Genomic DNA, 19897 nt, shown 5'->3' on the forward strand with positions numbered 1-19897 from the left:
TATTTGAGGGTTGATATAACAAAGGTCGTCAGTCCCATTCCTGAGGGTGACATACTAGTGCTTTTTATTTTGACCCTTATTTATAGAATAAGGGTCATTGAGTTTAAATCACTATATATCAACACAGTAACAGCACGATTTATATAGAGAGTAAGTAAAAAATCACTAACGATGTCTATTTACATTCTATATATAACCCGGAAATAATCAGTTGTCTGAAAAAGGAAAGGACAAGAAACTGGAAATGGAAAAATGATAGTGTTTATTTAGTAAAATAATATTACAAAACTCAGGATTCCTTAAATAAATGTCAATCTATTTGTTTCTGATAGTTGGAGTGTTCTGCTAAGATCAGTTAATGGTTTTATAGCGGTTAATCTTGAATTTCATAATGGTTTCATTTTTAGGTCTTTCCGTATCGTTTTTTCATGAATTTCAGTAAGATTATCTTAATATTAATCTTTTTTAAGACACAAATTTTCTTCTTACTACAATTTTATCAATAGTAATTTTTTACTTTTGCACTGTCAAAGATTTTCAAGCTATCTGGTAGTATGGGGTATAGATTTCGTAATTATAATCCTACCAGTTTATAGACAATGACCCTTATTCTATAAATAAGCGTCAATTCTTATAACTTCTTTTACTTACCCATTTTTCCACAAAGTCAATGATTTTCAAATTAACCCTGTCAATGATATTTTGATCCAATTCTTTTAAATAAAAGAGTGTTGTTCTTTCGGAAGTATGCCCCAAGGCCTGACTGATCACAGCAACCGGAACAGAGTTTTCTTTTGCCTGCATAGCCCAGGAATGACGGGCCACATAGGAGGTCAGTTTTACCGGACAATCTATCATATCCCCTATCGTAGCCAACCGCCGGTTGTATGTTCTTAAAGCGACTTTATATCTCTCATAAGAAACATTTTCCGATTGTAATACCGGAAATAGCAGGTTGGAATTATCCCTGGCATATTTTTCCAATAAACGACGCATACCCGAAGTAATCGTCACGCGGATTTCTGTTTTTGTCTTCACACGGTAATAGACAAGTACATTGCCACGTACATTATTTTGTGTCAGATGCGCCAAGTCAACAAACGCCATTCCGCATGCCATAAAACTGAACAAGAACAGATCGCGGGCAAAATCAAGACGCTTCTTCCCTTTTAAATCCAATTCCGTCATATCCTTAATGACCTGTATCCCCACTGAACGCTTATAAGTGGATATGGGGCGAAGATGTATTTTTTGAAAAGGATTTGTTTCAGGTGTAACCAGATTTTCAGATACAGCACTGTTGAATACGGTTCGGAATATACTGGTGTAGTTGGTTACCGAATTAGGACTTAAATTGAGGGATTGCAGATAAGATACAAAATCTTTCACCAACAGGGGGTTCACTTGCTTCATTTTTAAAATATCCGTACCTACGAACCGCTCCAAATGCCCCTGGGTTACCTTATAGAGGGAAGCTGTACTTTGAGCTGATCCACTTTTCTCTTTTTCAAGAAAACTCATATAATTCAATAAGTTTCCCCGAAAACTTCTTTTTACTTCTTTTACATACGATGTTTCCATAAAGTTGTTTTTTTAATTAGATTATATAGAACAAATGTAAAAGATAATTTGATAATGAACTTCTGCTAAAACCAAACTTGATTCAGTCTTGTTTTTATCGAGCTTATGAAGGTAAACTGGAGGATATTAAAACTGAAACTAGTGGATGCCAGGCTCTATTTCGTGAGCCTCATTGTAGGGTTGCTGACCGGGTTGGTGGCAGTTCCCTATCACTATTTATTACAGTTATTCTACAATTACCGGAAGGATTTCTTTGAATCGTCGCCACCCTGGTATCTTCATATTATTGCTTTCCTTACCTTCTGGGGGGTCCTCCTGTTTGTCGCCTGGATGGTGAGGCGATGGCCTTATATATCGGGCGGCGGTATTTCACAAACACGCGGGGCGATCAACGGAAGGATTGTATATAAGCATTCTTTACGGCAACTGCTGGCTAAATTTGCCGGTGGAGTACTGACATTAAGCAGCGGCCTTTCCATGGGGCGCGAAGGGCCGTCCGTCCAGATGGGATCGTATATCGGTGACCTGGTCGGTAAATGGGGACATATCCTGAGCGGTGAACGGAAACAGTTGCTGGCAGCCGGTGCCGGAGCCGGACTGGCGGCTGCCTTTGCCGCTCCATTGGCGGCTGCTACGCTGGTTATCGAATCGATCGAGCGGTTTGATGCGCCCAAGACGGCTATCACAACCATACTGGCCGGGGTGGTTGCCGGAACCATTGCCAATATGATCTTTCCCATAAATCCTTATCATGAGATAAATGCCGTAGCACCGGATTTGTCATTCTCGTTACAGATCAAACTATTCCTCTTGTTCGCCGTCATCGTCTCCGTTTTCGGAAAGTTCTATTCGCTGCTGATGCTTTACGTGAAAAGGTTATATCCGGCCATAAAGCAACCGGAATACATCAAGTTGCTGGGATTACTGATCATGGCCTATACCATCTCACTGACGTTAACAGACCTGACCGGAGGCGGCGAACAGTTCCTGATGGAACAGGCTTTAGGCGGAAAAGAGAGCATCCTGTGGATAACCGGGATGATGTTGCTGCATATGGTGTTCACCGTCTATTCCTTTTCATCCGGACTGCCGGGTGGCAGTTTTATTCCGACACTGGTAACAGGGGGATTATTAGGAAAAATCTGTGCCTTATTGCTGGTGCAGCAGGGTATCATCGCACCGGAAAATATAAGTTACGTCATGTTGATCGGGATGGCTGCATTCCTGGTTGCCGTGGTACGTACTCCCATCACCGCCATTCTCCTGATAACAGAGATCACCGGCCATTTCGAAGTGTTCTATCCTTCGATCGTTGTCGGAGGACTGACGTATTATTTTACCGAGTTACTGGAAATAAAGCCTTTCAACGTCATGTTTTATGAAGAGATGATCAAGAAACCGATCTTTCAGGAAGAAAAACGGCTGATACTCGATGTTGAAGTCATGGCAGGTTCTTATTTCGACGGGAAGCTGGTCGATACGCTTCACCTGCCCAACAACTGCATCATCATCAATATCCACCGCGACCGCAAAGACTTCCCTCCTGCCGGACAAACGATCCTGCCCGGCGACCAACTGACCCTTGAAATTGATGCCCAGGACATCGAGAAGCTGTATGAGCCGCTGGTTAGTATGGCAAATATCTATTAATCATACAGATAGACCTCTCCTATTGTCCATTTTTTAGACAACAGTGTCTATTTACTTTACATTACCAAACAGGGACGTATCAAGACAAACAACTACATATCAACGCATTATACCAGTTGGCATATTTTTTGTACTATTCAGACTGAAAACTAATACTTTATACAGATGAGTAAAATGCTAAATGAATCACTAAAGAATTTATCACGTTTTAGAGCCTCGACTATTTTAAATATTATTGGGCTAACTGTTGCCTTCAGTTCCTTTATCATCATTATGATACAGGTAAGGCATGATCTGTCATTCGACAAACATTATCCGGACGTTGAAAGGATTTTCGAGTTACAGGTCAGTGATTTCCCGGGAAAGGAATTCAGTCCTTTTGCTTCACGGCTGTTTGCCGACGAAAGCATAGGAATATCTCCCGAAGTTGAAAAAGGAGCCTACCTGCTATACCTCGGAGAACTTCCTTTTTCCTTATCCGAAAACGCGGAGAAAGAACAGATATCTGAAATGGCTGCAATAACATCTACGGATATTTATGATATTTTCGGCTTCAAATGTCTGATGGGGAATTTTTCCGATTATGAGACACCTAACAGCATCATGATATCCCTGGATGCAGCGCGTCATTTCTTCGGCAACGACAATCCTGTCGGTCAACGGTTAAAAATCGACCTGCCCGACAAGACGGAAGAACTGATACCCAAAGAGATGATGATAGTTGCCGTCTACGATAATTTGCTCAAAAACTCAAGTATTCCTAACGGAGTGCTGATAAACATAGGTGATCTCCTGCTCGGAGACAAAGCGTCTACCAACTTTCGGACTTTCCTGAAAACGACTACTACCCATACAACAGATGTGGAGACGCTGATCGAGGCGGCTGCCCCCGGTATGCTCTATCATCCGGTCGATGATCCTAACCATCGGTTTGTCCGCTTAACCAATATCCATGACAGTTATTTTCTGGGAACAAGCGTGAGACTGCCGAAAGGAAATAAAGTGACTGTCTTTTCACTTCTGGCCGTCGGCATACTGATAATACTTATCGCAATAGTCAATTTCATCAACTTCTCCATGTCGTTGATTCCCATGAAGATGCGGTCGATAAACACCCGAAAGGTACTGGGCAGTAAAAACGGTATCCTGTGGTTACAGCAACTCCTGGATGCCACCGTATTAACGACTGTCGCTTTCTTACTGGCTATACTAACGATATACTTACTGTCCCACTCATCTTTTACCGTATTGCTGAGTGTGGATATGTCTTTATCAAATAATATGATATTAATAGCCATTACTTTCTTTATAGCCATTTTTACCGGTATTATCTCAGCGTTATACCCGGCTTTATACAGCACGTCGTTTCCACCCGCCCTGGTACTAAAAGGTTCTTTCGGCTTGTCTGTAAAAGGAAGAAAACTAAGGACATCGCTTATCGGATTACAGTATCTGATATCCATTACTCTCATCATCGTCGCCTTATTTATACGGGTACAATACGAATGGATGCGCAATCATGATACGGGAGTCAATAAAGAAAGCATCCTCAAAGTCGAATTACCCGAAGGACTGGCAAACAAAAGGAAGGTTATAGAGGCCGAAATGAAGAATATACCGGGAGTCAGCGATATCGCTTTTCTCTGGGGCGACATTTTCAATTACAGGACGATTAACTGGAACAGGGATATTCACGGAGAAACAAAAAACTTTACCGCTCAAATCGTAACACCGAATTTCCTTTCCATGATGGACATACAGGTAACGGAAGGAAGAAATTTCCTTGAATCGGACAATTCAGACAACGGTGTACTGATATTCAATGAAACAGGCCGGAAAATGTTCGACTTATCCGTTGGAGAGAAGATCTGGACGGTTACCGGAGAAAGTGCCATAGTCGGTTTCTGCAAGGATTTCAACTTCCTGCCGCTTGTGCACCCCATCACTCCGATAGCACTCTACGTTTATGGTAAAGAAGAAGCCATAGGCCCCTTGTCGATGGCTTATATTAAAACAAATCCGACCGACATCTCTATAACGATCAGTCAGATACGGGAAACTCTTTTCAGGCTGGACCCCACTTTCAATGCATCGCAGGAGATCGAATTTCTGGATAAGAGTTTTGGTAATCTTTACCAGAAAGAAAAGAATCTTTCCAATCTGGTCACCTTGTTCAGTTTGCTGGCAGTACTTATATCTACCATAGGAGTACTGGGATTAGTCATGTTTGAAACCCAATACCGCAGAAAAGAGATAGGAATACGCAAAGTCTTCGGAGCAAGCGTCATTGAAATTCTCGGAATATTCAATAAGCGGTATGTTAAGATCGTCACCGTATGCTTTGTCCTGGCAACCCCGTTGGCCTACTACATTATAGTAAACTGGCAATCGAACTTCGCTTACCAAGCTCCGGTCGTTGCCTGGATATTCGGGGCGGCATTGTTGATTACATTACTTATAACAATGCTGGCAGTGACTATCCAAAGTTACCACTTTGCCATCGAGAATCCGGTCCGTTCCATAGAGACGATATAAAGAAAAAGGTGTCTGAAATAGCTTCAAATATTTCAGACACCTTTTCTATTATTTATGAAACGATTCCTTATGCAAAGAATAAGATCAGCAACTGGGCTGTCAGCACTCGCAGGAACATCGTCAACGGATAAACAGTTGCGTATCCGACAGACGGTGCATCGTTACCTGCCGTTGCGTTTGAATAGGCCAGTGCAGGCGGGTCGGTCGTACTACCGGCAATCAGACCCATCAGCGTGAAATAATTCACTTTGCAGAAATAGCGACCGATACAACCGATAATCAGCAAAGGTACGGTAGTGATGATAAAGCCGTAACCGATCCAGGCAAAACCGCCATTGTTCACGATCGTGTCGACAAAACCGTCACCCGCACTGATACCGACACAGGCCAGGAACAACGTTATACCGATCTCACGCAACATCAGGTTGGCACTCTGAGTCGTATAAGTCACCAACTTATATTTATAACCGAAACGGCTGATCAGGATAGCCACGATAAGCGGACCACCGGCCAATCCCAATTTTACCGGCTGGGGAATACCCGGGAAAGTAATAGGAATACTACCCAATATAATACCTAAAGCAATACCGATAAAGATAGTGATAAGGTTCGGCTCGTTCAAACGTTTCATCGAGTTACCCAATACCTTCTCTACATTCGTTACGGCAGTTTCAGTACCTACTACATTTACACGGTCACCCACCTGAAGGGTCAGATGCGGCGTGGCAACCAGGTCGACACCGGCACGGTTGATACGGGTTATATTGATACCATACAGTTTACGCAGTTTCAACTGGCCCAGGCGCTTACCGTTCAGTTCCGGTTTTGTGATCAGGATACGGCGGTTGATAAACTGGCTTTCCATACGGATCCACTGTTTACGCTCCATATCGATCTCGTCACCGATGAAAGTTTTAATCGTTTGGGCATCCTGCTCCGTAGTAATGACAAAAACCTTGTCGTTCTCCATCAATGCTGTATTAGCGGATGCGATCTCGATCTGCTTGTCGCTATCGTGCCAGATACGTGAAATAACGAAATCACGGTGTTCGAGGAGATTCGATAACTCACTGACAGTCTTACCAAAGACAGCCGGGTTCTTCACGATCAATGAAATAGGTTTAGCTTCGCTGGTATGGGAAGCATCTTCCTTGTTCAACTGTTCGTTTTCCTTGTCAAAGTTAACCCGGAATACGTAACGGATAAATATAATCGACAGAATAATACCGATAACACCCAACGGATAAGCAACTGCATATCCTAACGCTATCGTATTGTCCGTTGATCCGTACATATCGGAGAATGCCTGTTGTGCAGCACCCAGACCCGGGGTATTCGTTACAGCTCCTGACAGGATACCAACCATCGTCGGCATCGGAATGCCGGTTGCATAATGCAGGATAATAGCTGTTACCACCCCCAGGAATACAATCCCGCAAGCCAGCATATTCAACGTAATACCACCTTTCTTAAAAGAGGAGAAAAATCCAGGTCCCACCTGCATACCTACCGAGTAGACGAACAATATAAGACCAAATTCTTTAAAAAAGTGAATAACATTGTGATTGATCGTAAAGCCGAAATGCCCTAAAATGATCCCCACAAACAGTACCAGTGTGATCCCTAACGAGACACCAAATACTTTAATTTTTCCCAATTGAATACCTGCCGCAATAACGAAAGAGAGCAACAGGATGGAGTGGCCAATGCCTTCGCCCCATAATAAATCATTGATCCAATTCATACTATTATATTAAAAAATCTTTTTGCCATTAAATAAAGTTCGCAAAGGTATACATTTAGTTTGTGTTTAACAACATAAACAGTATCTTTACCCGGGAAAAATAAAAAGATCATGAAGAAAATATATAGTATAACACTCGCTTTGTTATTTGCCGCGACAGGGCTTAATGCTCAAAGCCCTGAAAAGACAGTGACTATCACGACGAATGTAGGGACCATGAAAGCCCGGCTGTATGACGATGTCCCGAATCATGTCCGTACATTTATCGCCCGGGCCAGACAAGGCGATTTCAACGGGACACTTTTTACCCGTGTCATCCAGGAATTTATGATCCAGGGAGGAGCGCCCGACTCAAAGAATGCACCAGCCGGAGCCCGTTGTGGTTTCGGTGATTCGTCGGCGGAGATCATGCCGGAGTTGAACGATAAATATTTTCACAAGAGAGGTGCGCTGGCTGCCCCGCGTCAGAACGATGATGTCAATCCGGAAAAGAAATCGGATATGTCGCAGTTCTTTATCGTACAGGGGAAAGTCTATCGCAACGGGGAACTGGATACGTTGGAACTGATTGCCAACCAGGACATACGAAAAAAAGCGCTGGATAAGTTCTACCGTCCTATTGCCGTCGACTTAAAAATGCTGAAACAAAGCAACAAGCGGGAATACAACAAACGGGTAACAGCCGTCAACGCCCAGATAGATTCCATGATCCTGGCAACACCGGGACACCTGATCTTTACAGACGAGCAACGGAAGGCATACACCACAGACGGCGGATGCCACCACCTGGACGGTATTTATACCATCTTCGGCGAACTGACCGAAGGGTTCGATGTGCTGGATGTCATTGCCAACCAGCCGAAAGATCAATATGACCGTCCTAAAAAAGATATCAGAATCATAAATGTAACTGTAGAATAAAATTCATCCAATATGTTAAAAAGAGATTTAATCATGGTACAGATAGAAGAACTGGGCAAAATGGTTGCCCAAGTGATCTTCAACCGTAATAACAATGCGGCCGGTAAGAATCCGGAGCTGATACAGACCGTTTTCGAGAACCTGAAACTGGATCAGGATTTCCTGATGACAACAGCACCCGACGATATCCTCCGCTTCCTCGACAGTGAAGAGAAAAGCGGTATATTACGTCTTGAAATAGCAATCAAGACCCTAATCGAAAGCAGTTATCTTCAACCCAAAAACCAACCGGAAATACTCCTGCGGGCTAAAGAATTGCTGGAATACCTGCAAGCACATGATAGTACGTTCTCGCTGGAAAGGGTTAATTTGCTGAACGAGATCGAGGAACGGCTGAAAGAATAATTCTATTTACTGGAATTTTTTATTTTCTTCTATTAATTCTTCGCTATATTGTTCTGGAGCTAAGGGTGAAAAAAGTTCTATTAAATTATCTTCGGGATCACGCAGATGTACTGTGCGCGCTCCCCAATCAGCCATATCGGTTGGTTTATTAATGAATATCACACCCTTATCTTTCAGAGCCATATAAGTGTTATCGACATTATCCACACTGAATGAAACAAGTGATTTCTCTCGAAATCCTACAGGTAATTCTTTATCCGCATTACCTACTGACGGAGCCATCCAGTCGGATACAAAAAGAGCAAATCCTTCTATTCCATCTGCTACTTTAAAACTTGCATAACCACTGTTTTCATCTCCCCAAGCAGGCTCTAAACCAAGCTGCCCGGCATAAAAATTAAAACATTTTTTGTAGTCTTTGACTAATAATCTTACATTATTAAACCTCATAATTGTTCTTTCTAAAATTTATCAAATAGTATTTCTTTATCCAGTTGGCGACTGAGTTCCAATAAATTATAACATGAGGCACTTCCTTTCTTTTCGTTGACCGCCTGGAAGGGATGGTATCCTTCGGGTAACCATTTCGGGTCCCGGTGATAGATATATTCCAGAAGGGAATCCACAATGTATGACTTACCCTGGGTATGCAATGTATCGTAGTACGAACGGATATAACCGTTAATTGCCCCCAGTTCTTTCAGTTTATTATAAACTTCCGAACCATAACGCCCTAGCCGTTCGGCCGTGCTTTCCACACAATAAATAATAAATTCCAATTGCTTATCTTCGGTAGTCATATGCTTTATTCTCTATAATTTCGCTCATAATAAACACCTCGCACAATAGCTTGGTATCACAAAGATAAGAATGTTTTCCGTTATTTCAGCAGTGCAAATTAGATACATCACCGATGAGGTAACTTTACAGCCCTGTTTTATCGCGGACAGTCCGCGATCCCTATCGCGCGAAGTCCGTGATGGCTATCGCGGAAGGACCACGATTACTATCACGGGCTATCCAGCTTTAATCGACGACCTATCCACCGTAACAGTTACAGCCGGATCATTCACCCTGGTTTGCACCGTTCCTTCCAACTCGAGTTGCGCTTTCAGAGTCAGCGGCAAGGCCACAAAAAGCATTAAAACGAAGCGCATCACCTTATTTATAAGGGACATACAGGGTATCTCACCGGTAGAAATCCGGTCACTTTTAAGGGGTAAAAACACATTTTCAGCACAAGATTCAATGTTTTTGTCAGAAGTTATCTGGAAGAACTGTAAGCTTTTATATTTCATAAGCAGCATTGACTTTGTTTCTGTAGAACTACAGAGACTATGTCGCTAATGTCGCCACTCCTTCCGCGCAACGTTCCCCATCGATCGCAGCCGACACAATACCACCTGCATAACCAGCTCCTTCTCCGCAAGGGAAAAGTCCTTTTATCGTAACATGCTGATAGGTGTCACGGTCCCGAAGAATACGGACGGGAGAAGAAGTTCGTGTCTCCACACCGATCATCAATGCTTCATTGGTGAGGAAACCTTTCGACGTCTTTCCGAAATAACGAAAGCCTTCACGCAAACGGCTGGTTACAAATTCCGGCATCCAGAAATGAAGCGGAGAAGCCAGCAAACCGGGAGTATAAGAGGATACAGGTAGATCGAAGGAGTTTTTCTTGTTTACAAAATCGTTCATACGCTGTGCCGGCGCCGTCTGTTTCATGCCTCCGTTCAACCAACAGACTTCTTCCAGCCGTTCCTGAAAGGCCATCAAAGCCAGTGGCGAATCGGCCGGGACCGTCACTTCTTCATGTTTCATCAGTTCGGTATAATCTTCCGGACGGATTTCGACCACCATTCCGGAGTTGGCCCAACGGGAACCACGGTTGGAGGGAGACATCCCATTCACGACGACCTGCTTCGGACCGCTCGCCGCCGGAACGACAAACCCACCGGGACACATACAAAAAGAATAAACTCCCCTCCCGTTCGACTGAGTAACGAAACTGTACTCGGCAGCCGGAAGATAGTTGCCTCTTCCCTCTCTGCGATGATACTGTATCTGGTCGATCAGTTCCTGCGGATGCTCCAGGCGGACGCCTACTGCAATACCCTTCGCCTCTATCGGAATCTGCTGCTGATAAAGGTATCTGTAAACGTCACGTGCCGAATGTCCGGTTGCCAGGATTACCGGACCGTAAAAAGTCTTTCCGGTATTCGTCTCCACGCCGATCACTTCGTTCTCTTTCAGGATCAAAGCATCCATACGGGTTTCAAAATGCACTTCGCCGCCACAACGGATAATCTGCTCACGGATATTTTCTATCACCCGGGGGAGCTTGTCCGTACCGATATGCGGATGGGCATCGGCCAGAATAGAGGTACTCGCTCCATGCTGGCAAAAGACATTTAATATCTTGTCTACCGAACCACGTTTCTTGCTGCGGGTATATAATTTGCCATCGGAATAGGCTCCGGCACCACCTTCACCGAAACTGTAATTCGATTCACTGTTTACCGTATGTTCGCGACTGATCAGGGCAATGTCTTTCTTCCGTTCACGAACGTTTTTCCCCCGCTCGATAATCACCGGACGCAGTCCCAATTCAATCAGGCGAAGGGCAGCAAACAAACCACCCGGCCCGGCACCGACAACAACAACCTGTTTTCCTCCGGATACATCTTTATATTCTACCGACTGATATTCCGGCTCTTCCGGTTGTTCATTAATAAATGCACGTAGCTTGACATTCACATAGATCGTACGCTGACGGGCATCGATAGAGCGTTTCAATACACGCACGGCCTGAATATCTTTTGGCTGAGCGCCGGTTTCACGCGCCACCACCTGTTTTAATGATTGCTCATTCACAGCCTCCTCCGGCAGGATGCGGAGTTGTAATTCTTGTATCATATCTGTTTATTTGCTTGTTAATGGGATATAATAGATAATACCTCCCTGAAGGCGCAAACCACTCCAATCAGGAGCTATCGTAAGCGACTGGCCCTCATATTTGAATTTCTTACTTATGTCAAATTCATAACCTACATTTACATTCAATGCAAATCTTTTATGTACCCGTATCTTTGCACCGACAGCCGGTTCGATAAAAAAATTCGCACCATCCAATGATTGAGATGCTTTGTCGTCCAAACCGTTGGAGAACTCGACTCCCTCACTGAATTTTCCGTCGTTAAACACTACACCTGTAGATAATTGCAAATAAGGTCTCACCAAACTCTCCGAAAAATCAGGAAGGGCGAAACGATAAAAGCCTCCCAGGCGGAGTCCTTTGACACGAAAAGTTATATTATAGGATGCGGAATAATCGGAAACTCCTTTATTACTTACCGTATTCATATAATCCAGCAAAAGACCGGCCTGGTGCAACTTTTTCCATTCCACCCCCAGTTTCGCCTGATGGGTGATAAAACCAGGAAAATTGTCTGTTACCTTCACATTATTCACCTGCAACTGTGGAGTGGTATTCTCCATAAACTCTTTCAGATTGCCCATTTTATAGGTTCCGAACCCTACATTATATTCTACGGTCAATTCCTGTGCCAATGCCGAAAGAGCCGTAAGCTGGCAAAAGAGAAATAAGATCAAATATCGTTTCATTGCGGTAAATACTTTTCAATGTTAAACACAAACCCATCAAAAGAGACCAGTGTATTCCCCAACAGATGAACCCACGGGAAAGTAGCTGCGTCCATCGCCAGTAATTCCTGTCCGGATTGACTGTCTACAATCTTCAACCTCTTGCTATTATAAAACAACAGGTTACCAGTAGACGGATCAATATCTTCAAGCGTCATTTCATCCTCCCGCTTTATCTCTTTCAACAACGTAAAATCAGGGCTATGGTAGATATTTAACCTGTCACCGAACTGTACCAGTATCTGATCGGGAAAAGCCGGATTAAAACGGTAAGAACTATAATCCGCATAAGATAACGGAAGGATTTTGCGACCGGTCTCCTGATAGTCTTTCAGACTCAGCAAGCATACATCGAACGAATCCTGATACAGGAGATATTTACCATCCTGCGACATTTGCAGATTAGTTCCTTTAAAAGAAATTTCTCCTATTTTGGTCCCGTCCAGATCGTAAACCGAAACAGTGCAGGTAATTCCGTCAGGTGCATAAGAATAGCATAGCAACTTATCATCATTGGTTATTCCCAGTATCCGGGAATATCTTTCATAGCGAATACTATTTACAGGAGAAAGCGTATTGCCATCCAATACCAATGCCTGTTCTCCAAAAACAACGACTTTATTTGAAACAGGAGAGGCGATAACGTTATCCCAGTTTGTATCCTGCCGATAAGTTTTTTGCAGGCGGACGTCTTGCGGTGAATAACTATTCAGGGTCATATTATTTGTCGCATACAACAAACCGGTTACCGGACTGTAGGCCCATGCTCCTCCCCGCTCATCAGGCAATTCAATGCCCGGTGAACCGACCTCAAACTCCCTGCGCAACATAACCTGCGAAGGATTGTCAACCGGTGAAAAAGAAACAACCAGTTTACTCAAATCCCACCAGGCAGAGGAACCGAAGCGAGTGACCGGTATCTCGAGTGTTCCCTCCAAGCCATCGGGTGTAAAAGGAATATCTTCATCTATCCGGAAAGACAGGTAAGATTTATAAGGAGCCTTCCAATAAACTGTTACCGTCTTTATATCCGACTCGACAATACGAAACTCAAAATCATTGGAAACATCCAGATTGCCGAGCGGCCAGACCAACTCTTCTTTTCCTTCGTAATCCAACAAGGCTTCCACATAATAGTTCGCTGTTCCTCCCAGCATCTCCTTATCCACAAAATAGTTTTTATCGGCTGCTACGATAATTCGGTCATAATTTCCTTGATAATTACGATAAACAGCATACGATTTCAATTTCAAATGTGTGGGAGCAAGCTGCGGCCAGGTTAATTCAAAAAAGCCTTCTTCATTGGTACGCGACGTAAACATTCCGGGAACTTCCAGTCCGTAATCGACAACAACCGGCCAGCTCTTCTTTCCGACAGCCCCTTCCGCACCTATCTGGTCGGCAATGCTCCCACTGCCGGCACGGACAAACATTTCACAATCGAGCGTATAAGTGCCGGATGGAAAATCGACCGAATTGATATAGATAGCACCATTCGGTTTTATATCGTCACCCGACCAGACTTTATTTCCCATCTTAAAACGCACGTCCTTAATCTCCTTACCGAAAGCCGACAAGGAGTAATTCAAGGCAGTTTCCTTATTCAACAAGATAGTCTGACCATCCGTCAGCGCATTCAGGTCAATGCTTACGTAAAGTGAATCCTGTGGTTTTTCTACTTCTATAAAATTTTCATGTATCTTATACTCGCAACTGCACAGCAACCAGATACAACAAAAAGCACACAACAGTCTTTTCATATCAATTCATATATGTTTAACCGAACAAATGCCGGAAAGCCTCTTCCACTTTCTTCACCTGTATGATTTGTATCTTACATTTATCAGTATCAAACCCTTTCAGGTTATTGTGAGGGATGATGATGCGGGAAAAGCCCAGCTTCTCTGCTTCCAGAATACGTTGTTCGATGCGGTTGACCGGACGGATTTCGCCTGACAAGCCGACCTCGCCACACATACAAATGCCTTGTTCGATACTAATATCGAGGCTCGACGAAAGGATAGCGCTGATAACAGCCAGGTCGATAGCCGGGTCATTGACCTTCAGTCCTCCGGCAATGTTCAGGAATACGTCTTTCTGTATCAGCTTGAATCCGGCACGTTTCTCCAACACAGCCAGCAGCATATTCATTCTTCTCAGATCAAATCCCGTCGCACTGCGTTGCGGAGTTCCATAGACAGCCGAACTTACCAGCGCCTGTGTTTCAATCAGGAAAGGACGTATGCCTTCGATGGCGGCAGCAATTGCCACACCACTCAATCCTTCATGGTTCTGCGTCAGCAACAATTCGGACGGGTTGCTGACTTCACGCAAACCGTTCTGGCGCATCTCATAGATACCCAGTTCCGCCGTGCTGCCGAAACGGTTTTTGATACTCCGGAGAATACGGTACATATAATGCTGGTCTCCTTCAAACTGAAGAACCGTATCGACAATATGTTCCAGAACTTTCGGTCCGGCAATACTCCCCTCCTTATTAATATGTCCTATCAACAGAACAGGGACACCGCTCTCTTTGGCATATTTAAGGATTGCAGCACTACACTCACGGACCTGCGACACGCTGCCGGGAGAAGATTCTACAATCTCCGTATAGATTGTCTGGATAGAGTCTATAATCAATAAATCAGGCTGTACGTTACGGGCCTGGACAAATATCTGTTCCAGATTCGTTTCACTCAGGATGAAACATTCCGGATTTTCGTGGGCAATACGGTCGGCACGCAGTTTCAGCTGGCGACTGCTTTCCTCACCCGATACATATAATGTCTTGAGATTGTTCAATCCCAGAACTGTTTGCAGGACTAAAGTCGACTTACCGATTCCCGGCTCACCGCCAATCAGTACCAACGAACCTTTCACCAAACCACCTCCCAGGACACGGTTCAGTTCTTCATCTTTCAAATCAATCCGGGATTCTTCTTCGGAAGTAATATCACGTAACAGGACGGGACGTACTTTACCCGTTTCTGTTATACCGGGAATAATACGTTTTGCAGAAGGTTCTTTGGTTGCAACGATTTCTTCCACATAGGTGTTCCATTCGCCGCAATTAGGACATTTACCGACCCACTTAGGAGAGTCTGCTCCGCAATTGGAGCAGACATATACTGTTTTTGTCTTAGCCATACATCTTTAAGATTTGGCGTAAAGATAGGAAAAGTTAGCCAAATAAGTCGAGTGTAAGTTGTTTCTTCTCCGCCTCCAGCTTACGCAGATGGCGCTTGCCTTGCGGAGTAACGATTTCCAGTTTGTCGAAACGGGTACGGATTACAGTCGTTACGGTATAGCTGATGTTAATCGTCTCGCCCAATTCACTTAGCTTACGAGCGATTTCCAGCACACAGTCGATACACATGCCGCTGGTGAAAGAAATCTTCTCGTCGAACATCTGTTTCTTGAAATCTTCATCGCACATGTAGAAGTCGATTGTCTCTCCGCCTTTATTATAGATACCTTTCCAACGGTAACGGCTGTCTTTCAATACCGGCGAGATAATTTCGATGGTCGCTTTATTGTCCTTGATGGTCGGCAGGTCGTCCGAACGAAGGATGAAATAATCGAACTGTTCACGTTTCACCTCCAAGGAACCGGAACGGCTACGGTTATTTTCATTCAGTTCGCGTACATTAATCTTTGTCACTTTCGGATACCCGCGCAACGCTTCGTAGAAATTGGATTTATATTTACAGAACTTCGGCCAGGAAGCCAGCAGTTCCACCAACTCACGGGGTATCAGGGCACCGGCCTGTTTCAGTTTAAGCGAACGCTTCAAAAGCGAGATTTCCTTCTGCATATTCTCTTCATCCGCATTGGTCCGGTCAACCAAAGGCTGCCCTCCGACAGACAAAGTAGGCCGGGTCAGTACCTGCATCAGAATATTTAATACGACGGAGATAGAACGCGTACTTTCGCCTGCTATCGGCCATACGACGCGGTATCCACCTTCTTGTGAAAAGGGTTCGCAATGAGCAGTCATCTTCACATCCAGCAAATCGGCTAGGACACGCAGCATGGAGAGTATCTCTTTTTCACACCGGTGCTTAATCCAGGCATCCATATAAGCGGATTTATCGTTAAATGAATAACGTATCTCAAGTTTGTTGTCAAACTTTATCATAGAGTCATCGAATTATTTGTCCAAATTCCAGCTAATTATTTCACAGGTTGTTCTTTGGGTTTGCGGTCAAAGAACGGGTTCTTCGAAGAAGCACTGACAGGGATAGCCATTACGCTCTTGCTTTCGCCCAGCCATCCCAGACGTTGGGCAGCCATCCCGGCACTAAACATCACACGGGTATCCAGGCGCAAATCGGAAGCTGTCGCACAGGCAGAACCGATGGCGATTCCCAAATCGACCGAGTTGATTGCACAAGGTACTTCTGCCGGCTTCTCCACACACGTTTCAAAACCGCAATGAGCACAGTTCAGTCCCTGCACCTGCTGGCGTGTACCCAATATCACGATAGCCTCCGCACTCAAAATATTATCCGCATCACGCAAAATAAACTTAAATCCGGTTTCTGCTGCCAGTTTCAGCATCTCGTCAGACAAACGTTGTATATCTTCACCGGTAACCATTGCAATCTCTATAATGTCAATCCCCTTACCTTTGGGAGCCGTACGAGCAGCCGTCATCATCTGACGGACAGCCTCTAACACATGTTCGTGCCGTATTTCTCTTTCGTTTTGTATCATTTCTTTATTGGTTTAGCAGGAACAAAGATACACTTTTACTCGTTTTCGAGTTCAAGATTAGTCATCTTTTCTGTGATGGCGAACGGATAATCCGGATATTCGTACAGACTGAAACGCGGTTCGGTCACACCTTCGCAATAATTCCAGATACTACGATATTCTTTTACATCCTCTCCCATTTCTTCCAATTGACGCAAATAAGCGGCCACCGACTTGTTCTCTACGATATATACTTCTCCCATCTTATTGATGATAGGGCTATGCCGGCGTCCGGTATCATGGTCAAACTTCAGGATTCGTTTTCCTTCAGCGGTGAGGCCTACTGTTTTAAAAGTCATACTTTTGCCTATAGCCGGCAGATTCAATACACTACGGTCTGTTGCAGCAAACAACAAATGATTCTCTCTCAAGAAATTATACAATTTTCTTCCTAACGGGCGTTTATTGGTGACAATATCATCCAATTCGGCGAGCTTATCTTCGGGAACCAGGCCAAAAATCTTTTCTTCATATTGTTCCTGAAGCGAACGGCTGTTCGGGGTAAACACGGCATAGTTTTCATTAAACCCTTTTACCGAGAACGTATAATAGCAAATCACACCGACGGAATTAAGCGTCTGCCGCAGCTTGGCAGTATGTCCGCGCCGGGAAGCTGCAACCGTATAAACCAATTGGTTCGTTATCACCCATCCGGCATCCAATATCGCTTTTATAGCACGTTGGGCTTCGGGAGTTACTTCCAAAGGAGATTGGAAGTGGGTTTGAATAATAAACTGGGAGACTCCGATAGCAGAAGCCTTCTCTTTAAATTCTTTCAAAATCCCCACAAGTTCATCTGTAATGCGCAACGGCAGATAAGCCAGCAAACGCGAACCTAAGCGAACCCGCTGCAACTCGGCATATTTTTTACCCTCAGGACGTTCTTCATTCGCTTTACGTTTACGAACAGCCATTTTATAGACAGCTTCCAATATCTTACGCAAAGTAGCATTCTGGCTCATCAGGGCGTCACCTCCGGTAATCAGAATATCCCGCAACTGGGCATCTTCTTCAAAGTAATGCATCAAACGACGGAGTTTCTTATCCCAGGTTTCCTTGGGTTTCAATGCTTCAAAATCGAAATTAAGGCGTTCGCTCTGGAAATCATACATGCGCTGACAAGAAGCACATAAGCCTCCGCAAGCTCTTCCCATCGAATCAGGAATAAGAATGGCCACTTCCGGATAACGGCGGTGGATATTATGGCCTTCAGGCAAAAGCCATCCGGCGGCATTCGGTTTACCGGTTTTCACGATATCCTCTTTTTCCCAGGCTTTTATATGACCGTATGTGTCAACCAGCTCATCAGAATAAAGGACATACGAACGAATCGTGTTGTCATCATAACCTTCCGTTCCCGGATTCAACAAGGACAAGTAATAAGGCGTAACAAAAAACGGCATACCTTTCTTTCTGGCACGGGCCAACAGCTGCATCATCTCTTCCGAGAGGGATTCACCCAGAAAATAATTCAGTTCCGTCGGACTCTTGATAGCCAATGCCAGATGGAAACGGGCAGTGTTCCACCATTCCTGTACCTGATTATATTTTTCTTCGTAAGTCATCTCCGGTGAAAACTGATAACGGGACGACGGTGCATTCCTGCGCTCTATCTTCCGTATAAGCCGTTTTATAATACGGTCTTTATTTGCTTCACGGATTGCCACTACTTCTTCATCCAAACCAGTCGGCCAACGGTTCATTTGACGCTTAACCAGGGAACGGTCCGGTTCGATGCTCTCGGGATACTCCAATAACTTGAACTGATGATAAAGGTCTATAAACAGGTCGGGGGAAACTTCGTCTGCCAGCTTTCCCGTCAGTAATTGCCAGAAATAAGTGATTGTTTGCACAGACAACTCCTCACCCGTTGAAAGTTCATCAATAGGAGACCCGTCATATTCAATTAAAAGTAAAATACGCTTCGCCACGGCATTTCCCATATTACTGCCACCTCCGTTGATTTCAATCCGGGAAGAAACGAATGAGCGTAGAGCCTCCCTGAACAATTTTATGTTCTGACTCTCTTCCGCCATTGTCACCAACTGAGGAAAGTCCCTGTTAAACACTTTTAGTAAATAAGAATTGTCGTACGTTAGTTCTTTTCTTTTAATCATAAACATCGCTGCTTTTTATATTGATTAGAGTAATATTACAATCATGCCACTCACATAGGGAGAGATCATATCCGGGGATATACAGTTACACTTGTCCACAAATATAATATTTTTAATCGGAAAACTATGAATATTCACTTTTAAAACATTCTAATAAGAGAAAAATTTAAAGCAAAATGATATTTATGTGGCTATTTTACTACATTTTGATTTCATTTTTAGCATTCCACAAGAAACCGGCTATTTAGCACCTCATAGAAACCTTGAAAAATATGAGTTATCATTTGCTTTTCTCAAAAACTATTCATATCTTTGTGAAAAGTAATATTAGAGGCTTAAGCCTCACATTTTTAGGTAAAGGTATTGGTCATTATAAGTATTAAAAAAAGTCTACTTGTGAAAGTAGACTTTTTTATTTTGCCTTCTTTTTGAGAAGCCATACGGCGAACAGGTTTATTATATCCATTGAAAAAGGCTTATTACAAAGATATTAAATGAAACACACCGATCATATTTACATCAG

General features: G+C 43.8%; 15 protein-coding genes and 1 pseudogene. 4 read left to right on the top strand and 12 right to left on the bottom strand.

The features are described 5' to 3' along the window. Positions 1-624: 624 nt before the first annotated feature. Complete coding sequence (locus NBH14_RS08795; protein WP_186961532.1) at positions 625-1581, bottom strand: tyrosine-type recombinase/integrase; 957 nt, start codon at positions 1579-1581, stop codon at positions 625-627. A gap of 105 nt (positions 1582-1686) precedes the next feature. On the opposite strand from NBH14_RS08795, the gene NBH14_RS08800 reads away from it, so the two are divergent. Further along, positions 1687-3231 carry a ClC family H(+)/Cl(-) exchange transporter gene (locus NBH14_RS08800; RefSeq protein WP_128134975.1) on the top strand — a complete coding sequence of 515 codons (1545 nt, stop codon included), beginning with the start codon at positions 1687-1689 and terminating at the stop codon, positions 3229-3231. A gap of 174 nt (positions 3232-3405) precedes the next feature. Continuing rightward, entirely contained in the window at positions 3406-5766 is a 2361-nt protein-coding gene (locus tag NBH14_RS08805) for an ABC transporter permease (protein WP_284705597.1), read from the top strand. 67 nt (positions 5767-5833) lie between these two features. Here NBH14_RS08805 and NBH14_RS08810 read toward each other — a convergent pair whose 3' ends face one another. After that, on the bottom strand, positions 5834-7510 hold the full coding sequence (locus tag NBH14_RS08810) for a putative transporter (protein WP_186961534.1): 1677 nt from the start codon (positions 7508-7510) through the stop codon (positions 5834-5836). 111 nt (positions 7511-7621) lie between these two features. Between NBH14_RS08810 and NBH14_RS08815 the strand changes: the two genes are divergently transcribed. Next, positions 7622-8431 carry a peptidylprolyl isomerase gene (locus NBH14_RS08815; protein WP_186961535.1) on the top strand — a complete coding sequence of 270 codons (810 nt, stop codon included), beginning with the start codon at positions 7622-7624 and terminating at the stop codon, positions 8429-8431. A gap of 33 nt (positions 8432-8464) precedes the next feature. After that, positions 8465-8836, top strand: coding sequence for a hypothetical protein (locus NBH14_RS08820; protein ID WP_233567409.1), 372 nt, complete (start codon positions 8465-8467; stop codon positions 8834-8836). A 6-nt stretch (positions 8837-8842) separates the two neighbouring features. Here NBH14_RS08820 and NBH14_RS08825 read toward each other — a convergent pair whose 3' ends face one another. The 10 genes and pseudogenes from NBH14_RS08825 to NBH14_RS08870 all read right to left on the bottom strand — a co-directional run bounded on the left by NBH14_RS08825 (position 8843) and on the right by NBH14_RS08870 (position 19374). After that, entirely contained in the window at positions 8843-9286 is a 444-nt protein-coding gene (locus NBH14_RS08825) for a VOC family protein (protein WP_186961536.1), read from the bottom strand. A gap of 71 nt (positions 9287-9357) precedes the next feature. Continuing rightward, positions 9358-9636, bottom strand: a pseudogene (locus NBH14_RS08830) (DUF3791 domain-containing protein); the annotation flags it as partial. A gap of 216 nt (positions 9637-9852) precedes the next feature. Further along, the gene (locus NBH14_RS08835; RefSeq protein WP_186961538.1) at positions 9853-10134 is read right to left on the bottom strand and encodes a hypothetical protein; all 282 of its coding nucleotides are present in this window, start codon (positions 10132-10134) and stop codon (positions 9853-9855) included. Positions 10135-10171: 37 nt separating this feature from the next. Continuing rightward, positions 10172-11752, bottom strand: coding sequence for an NAD(P)/FAD-dependent oxidoreductase (locus tag NBH14_RS08840; RefSeq protein ID WP_186961539.1), 1581 nt, complete (start codon positions 11750-11752; stop codon positions 10172-10174). Between the two features lie 6 nt (positions 11753-11758). Further along, the gene (locus NBH14_RS08845; protein WP_186961540.1) at positions 11759-12460 is read right to left on the bottom strand and encodes a hypothetical protein; all 702 of its coding nucleotides are present in this window, start codon (positions 12458-12460) and stop codon (positions 11759-11761) included. After that, on the bottom strand, positions 12457-14259 hold the full coding sequence (locus NBH14_RS08850; RefSeq protein ID WP_186961541.1) for a hypothetical protein: 1803 nt from the start codon (positions 14257-14259) through the stop codon (positions 12457-12459). The genes NBH14_RS08845 and NBH14_RS08850 overlap by 4 nt, the downstream gene beginning before the upstream one ends. Before the next feature lie 16 nt (positions 14260-14275). Then, positions 14276-15649: a DNA repair protein RadA gene (radA, locus tag NBH14_RS08855; protein ID WP_186961542.1), complete on the bottom strand. Its 1374-nt coding sequence runs from the start codon at positions 15647-15649 to the stop codon at positions 14276-14278. A 34-nt stretch (positions 15650-15683) separates the two neighbouring features. After that, complete coding sequence (locus NBH14_RS08860; protein ID WP_186961543.1) at positions 15684-16640, bottom strand: hypothetical protein; 957 nt, start codon at positions 16638-16640, stop codon at positions 15684-15686. 35 nt (positions 16641-16675) lie between these two features. After that, positions 16676-17218 (bottom strand): ferredoxin domain-containing protein, encoded by a 543-nt coding sequence (locus NBH14_RS08865; RefSeq protein WP_007659143.1) that lies wholly within the window; start codon positions 17216-17218, stop codon positions 16676-16678. A gap of 35 nt (positions 17219-17253) precedes the next feature. Beyond that, the gene (locus NBH14_RS08870; protein ID WP_186961544.1) at positions 17254-19374 is read right to left on the bottom strand and encodes a KamA family radical SAM protein; all 2121 of its coding nucleotides are present in this window, start codon (positions 19372-19374) and stop codon (positions 17254-17256) included. Positions 19375-19897 lie beyond the last annotated feature (523 nt).

Origin of the sequence: Parabacteroides caecihominis, from assembly GCF_023656785.1 — a bacterium.
Lineage (GTDB): Bacteria > Bacteroidota > Bacteroidia > Bacteroidales > Tannerellaceae > Parabacteroides > Parabacteroides segnis.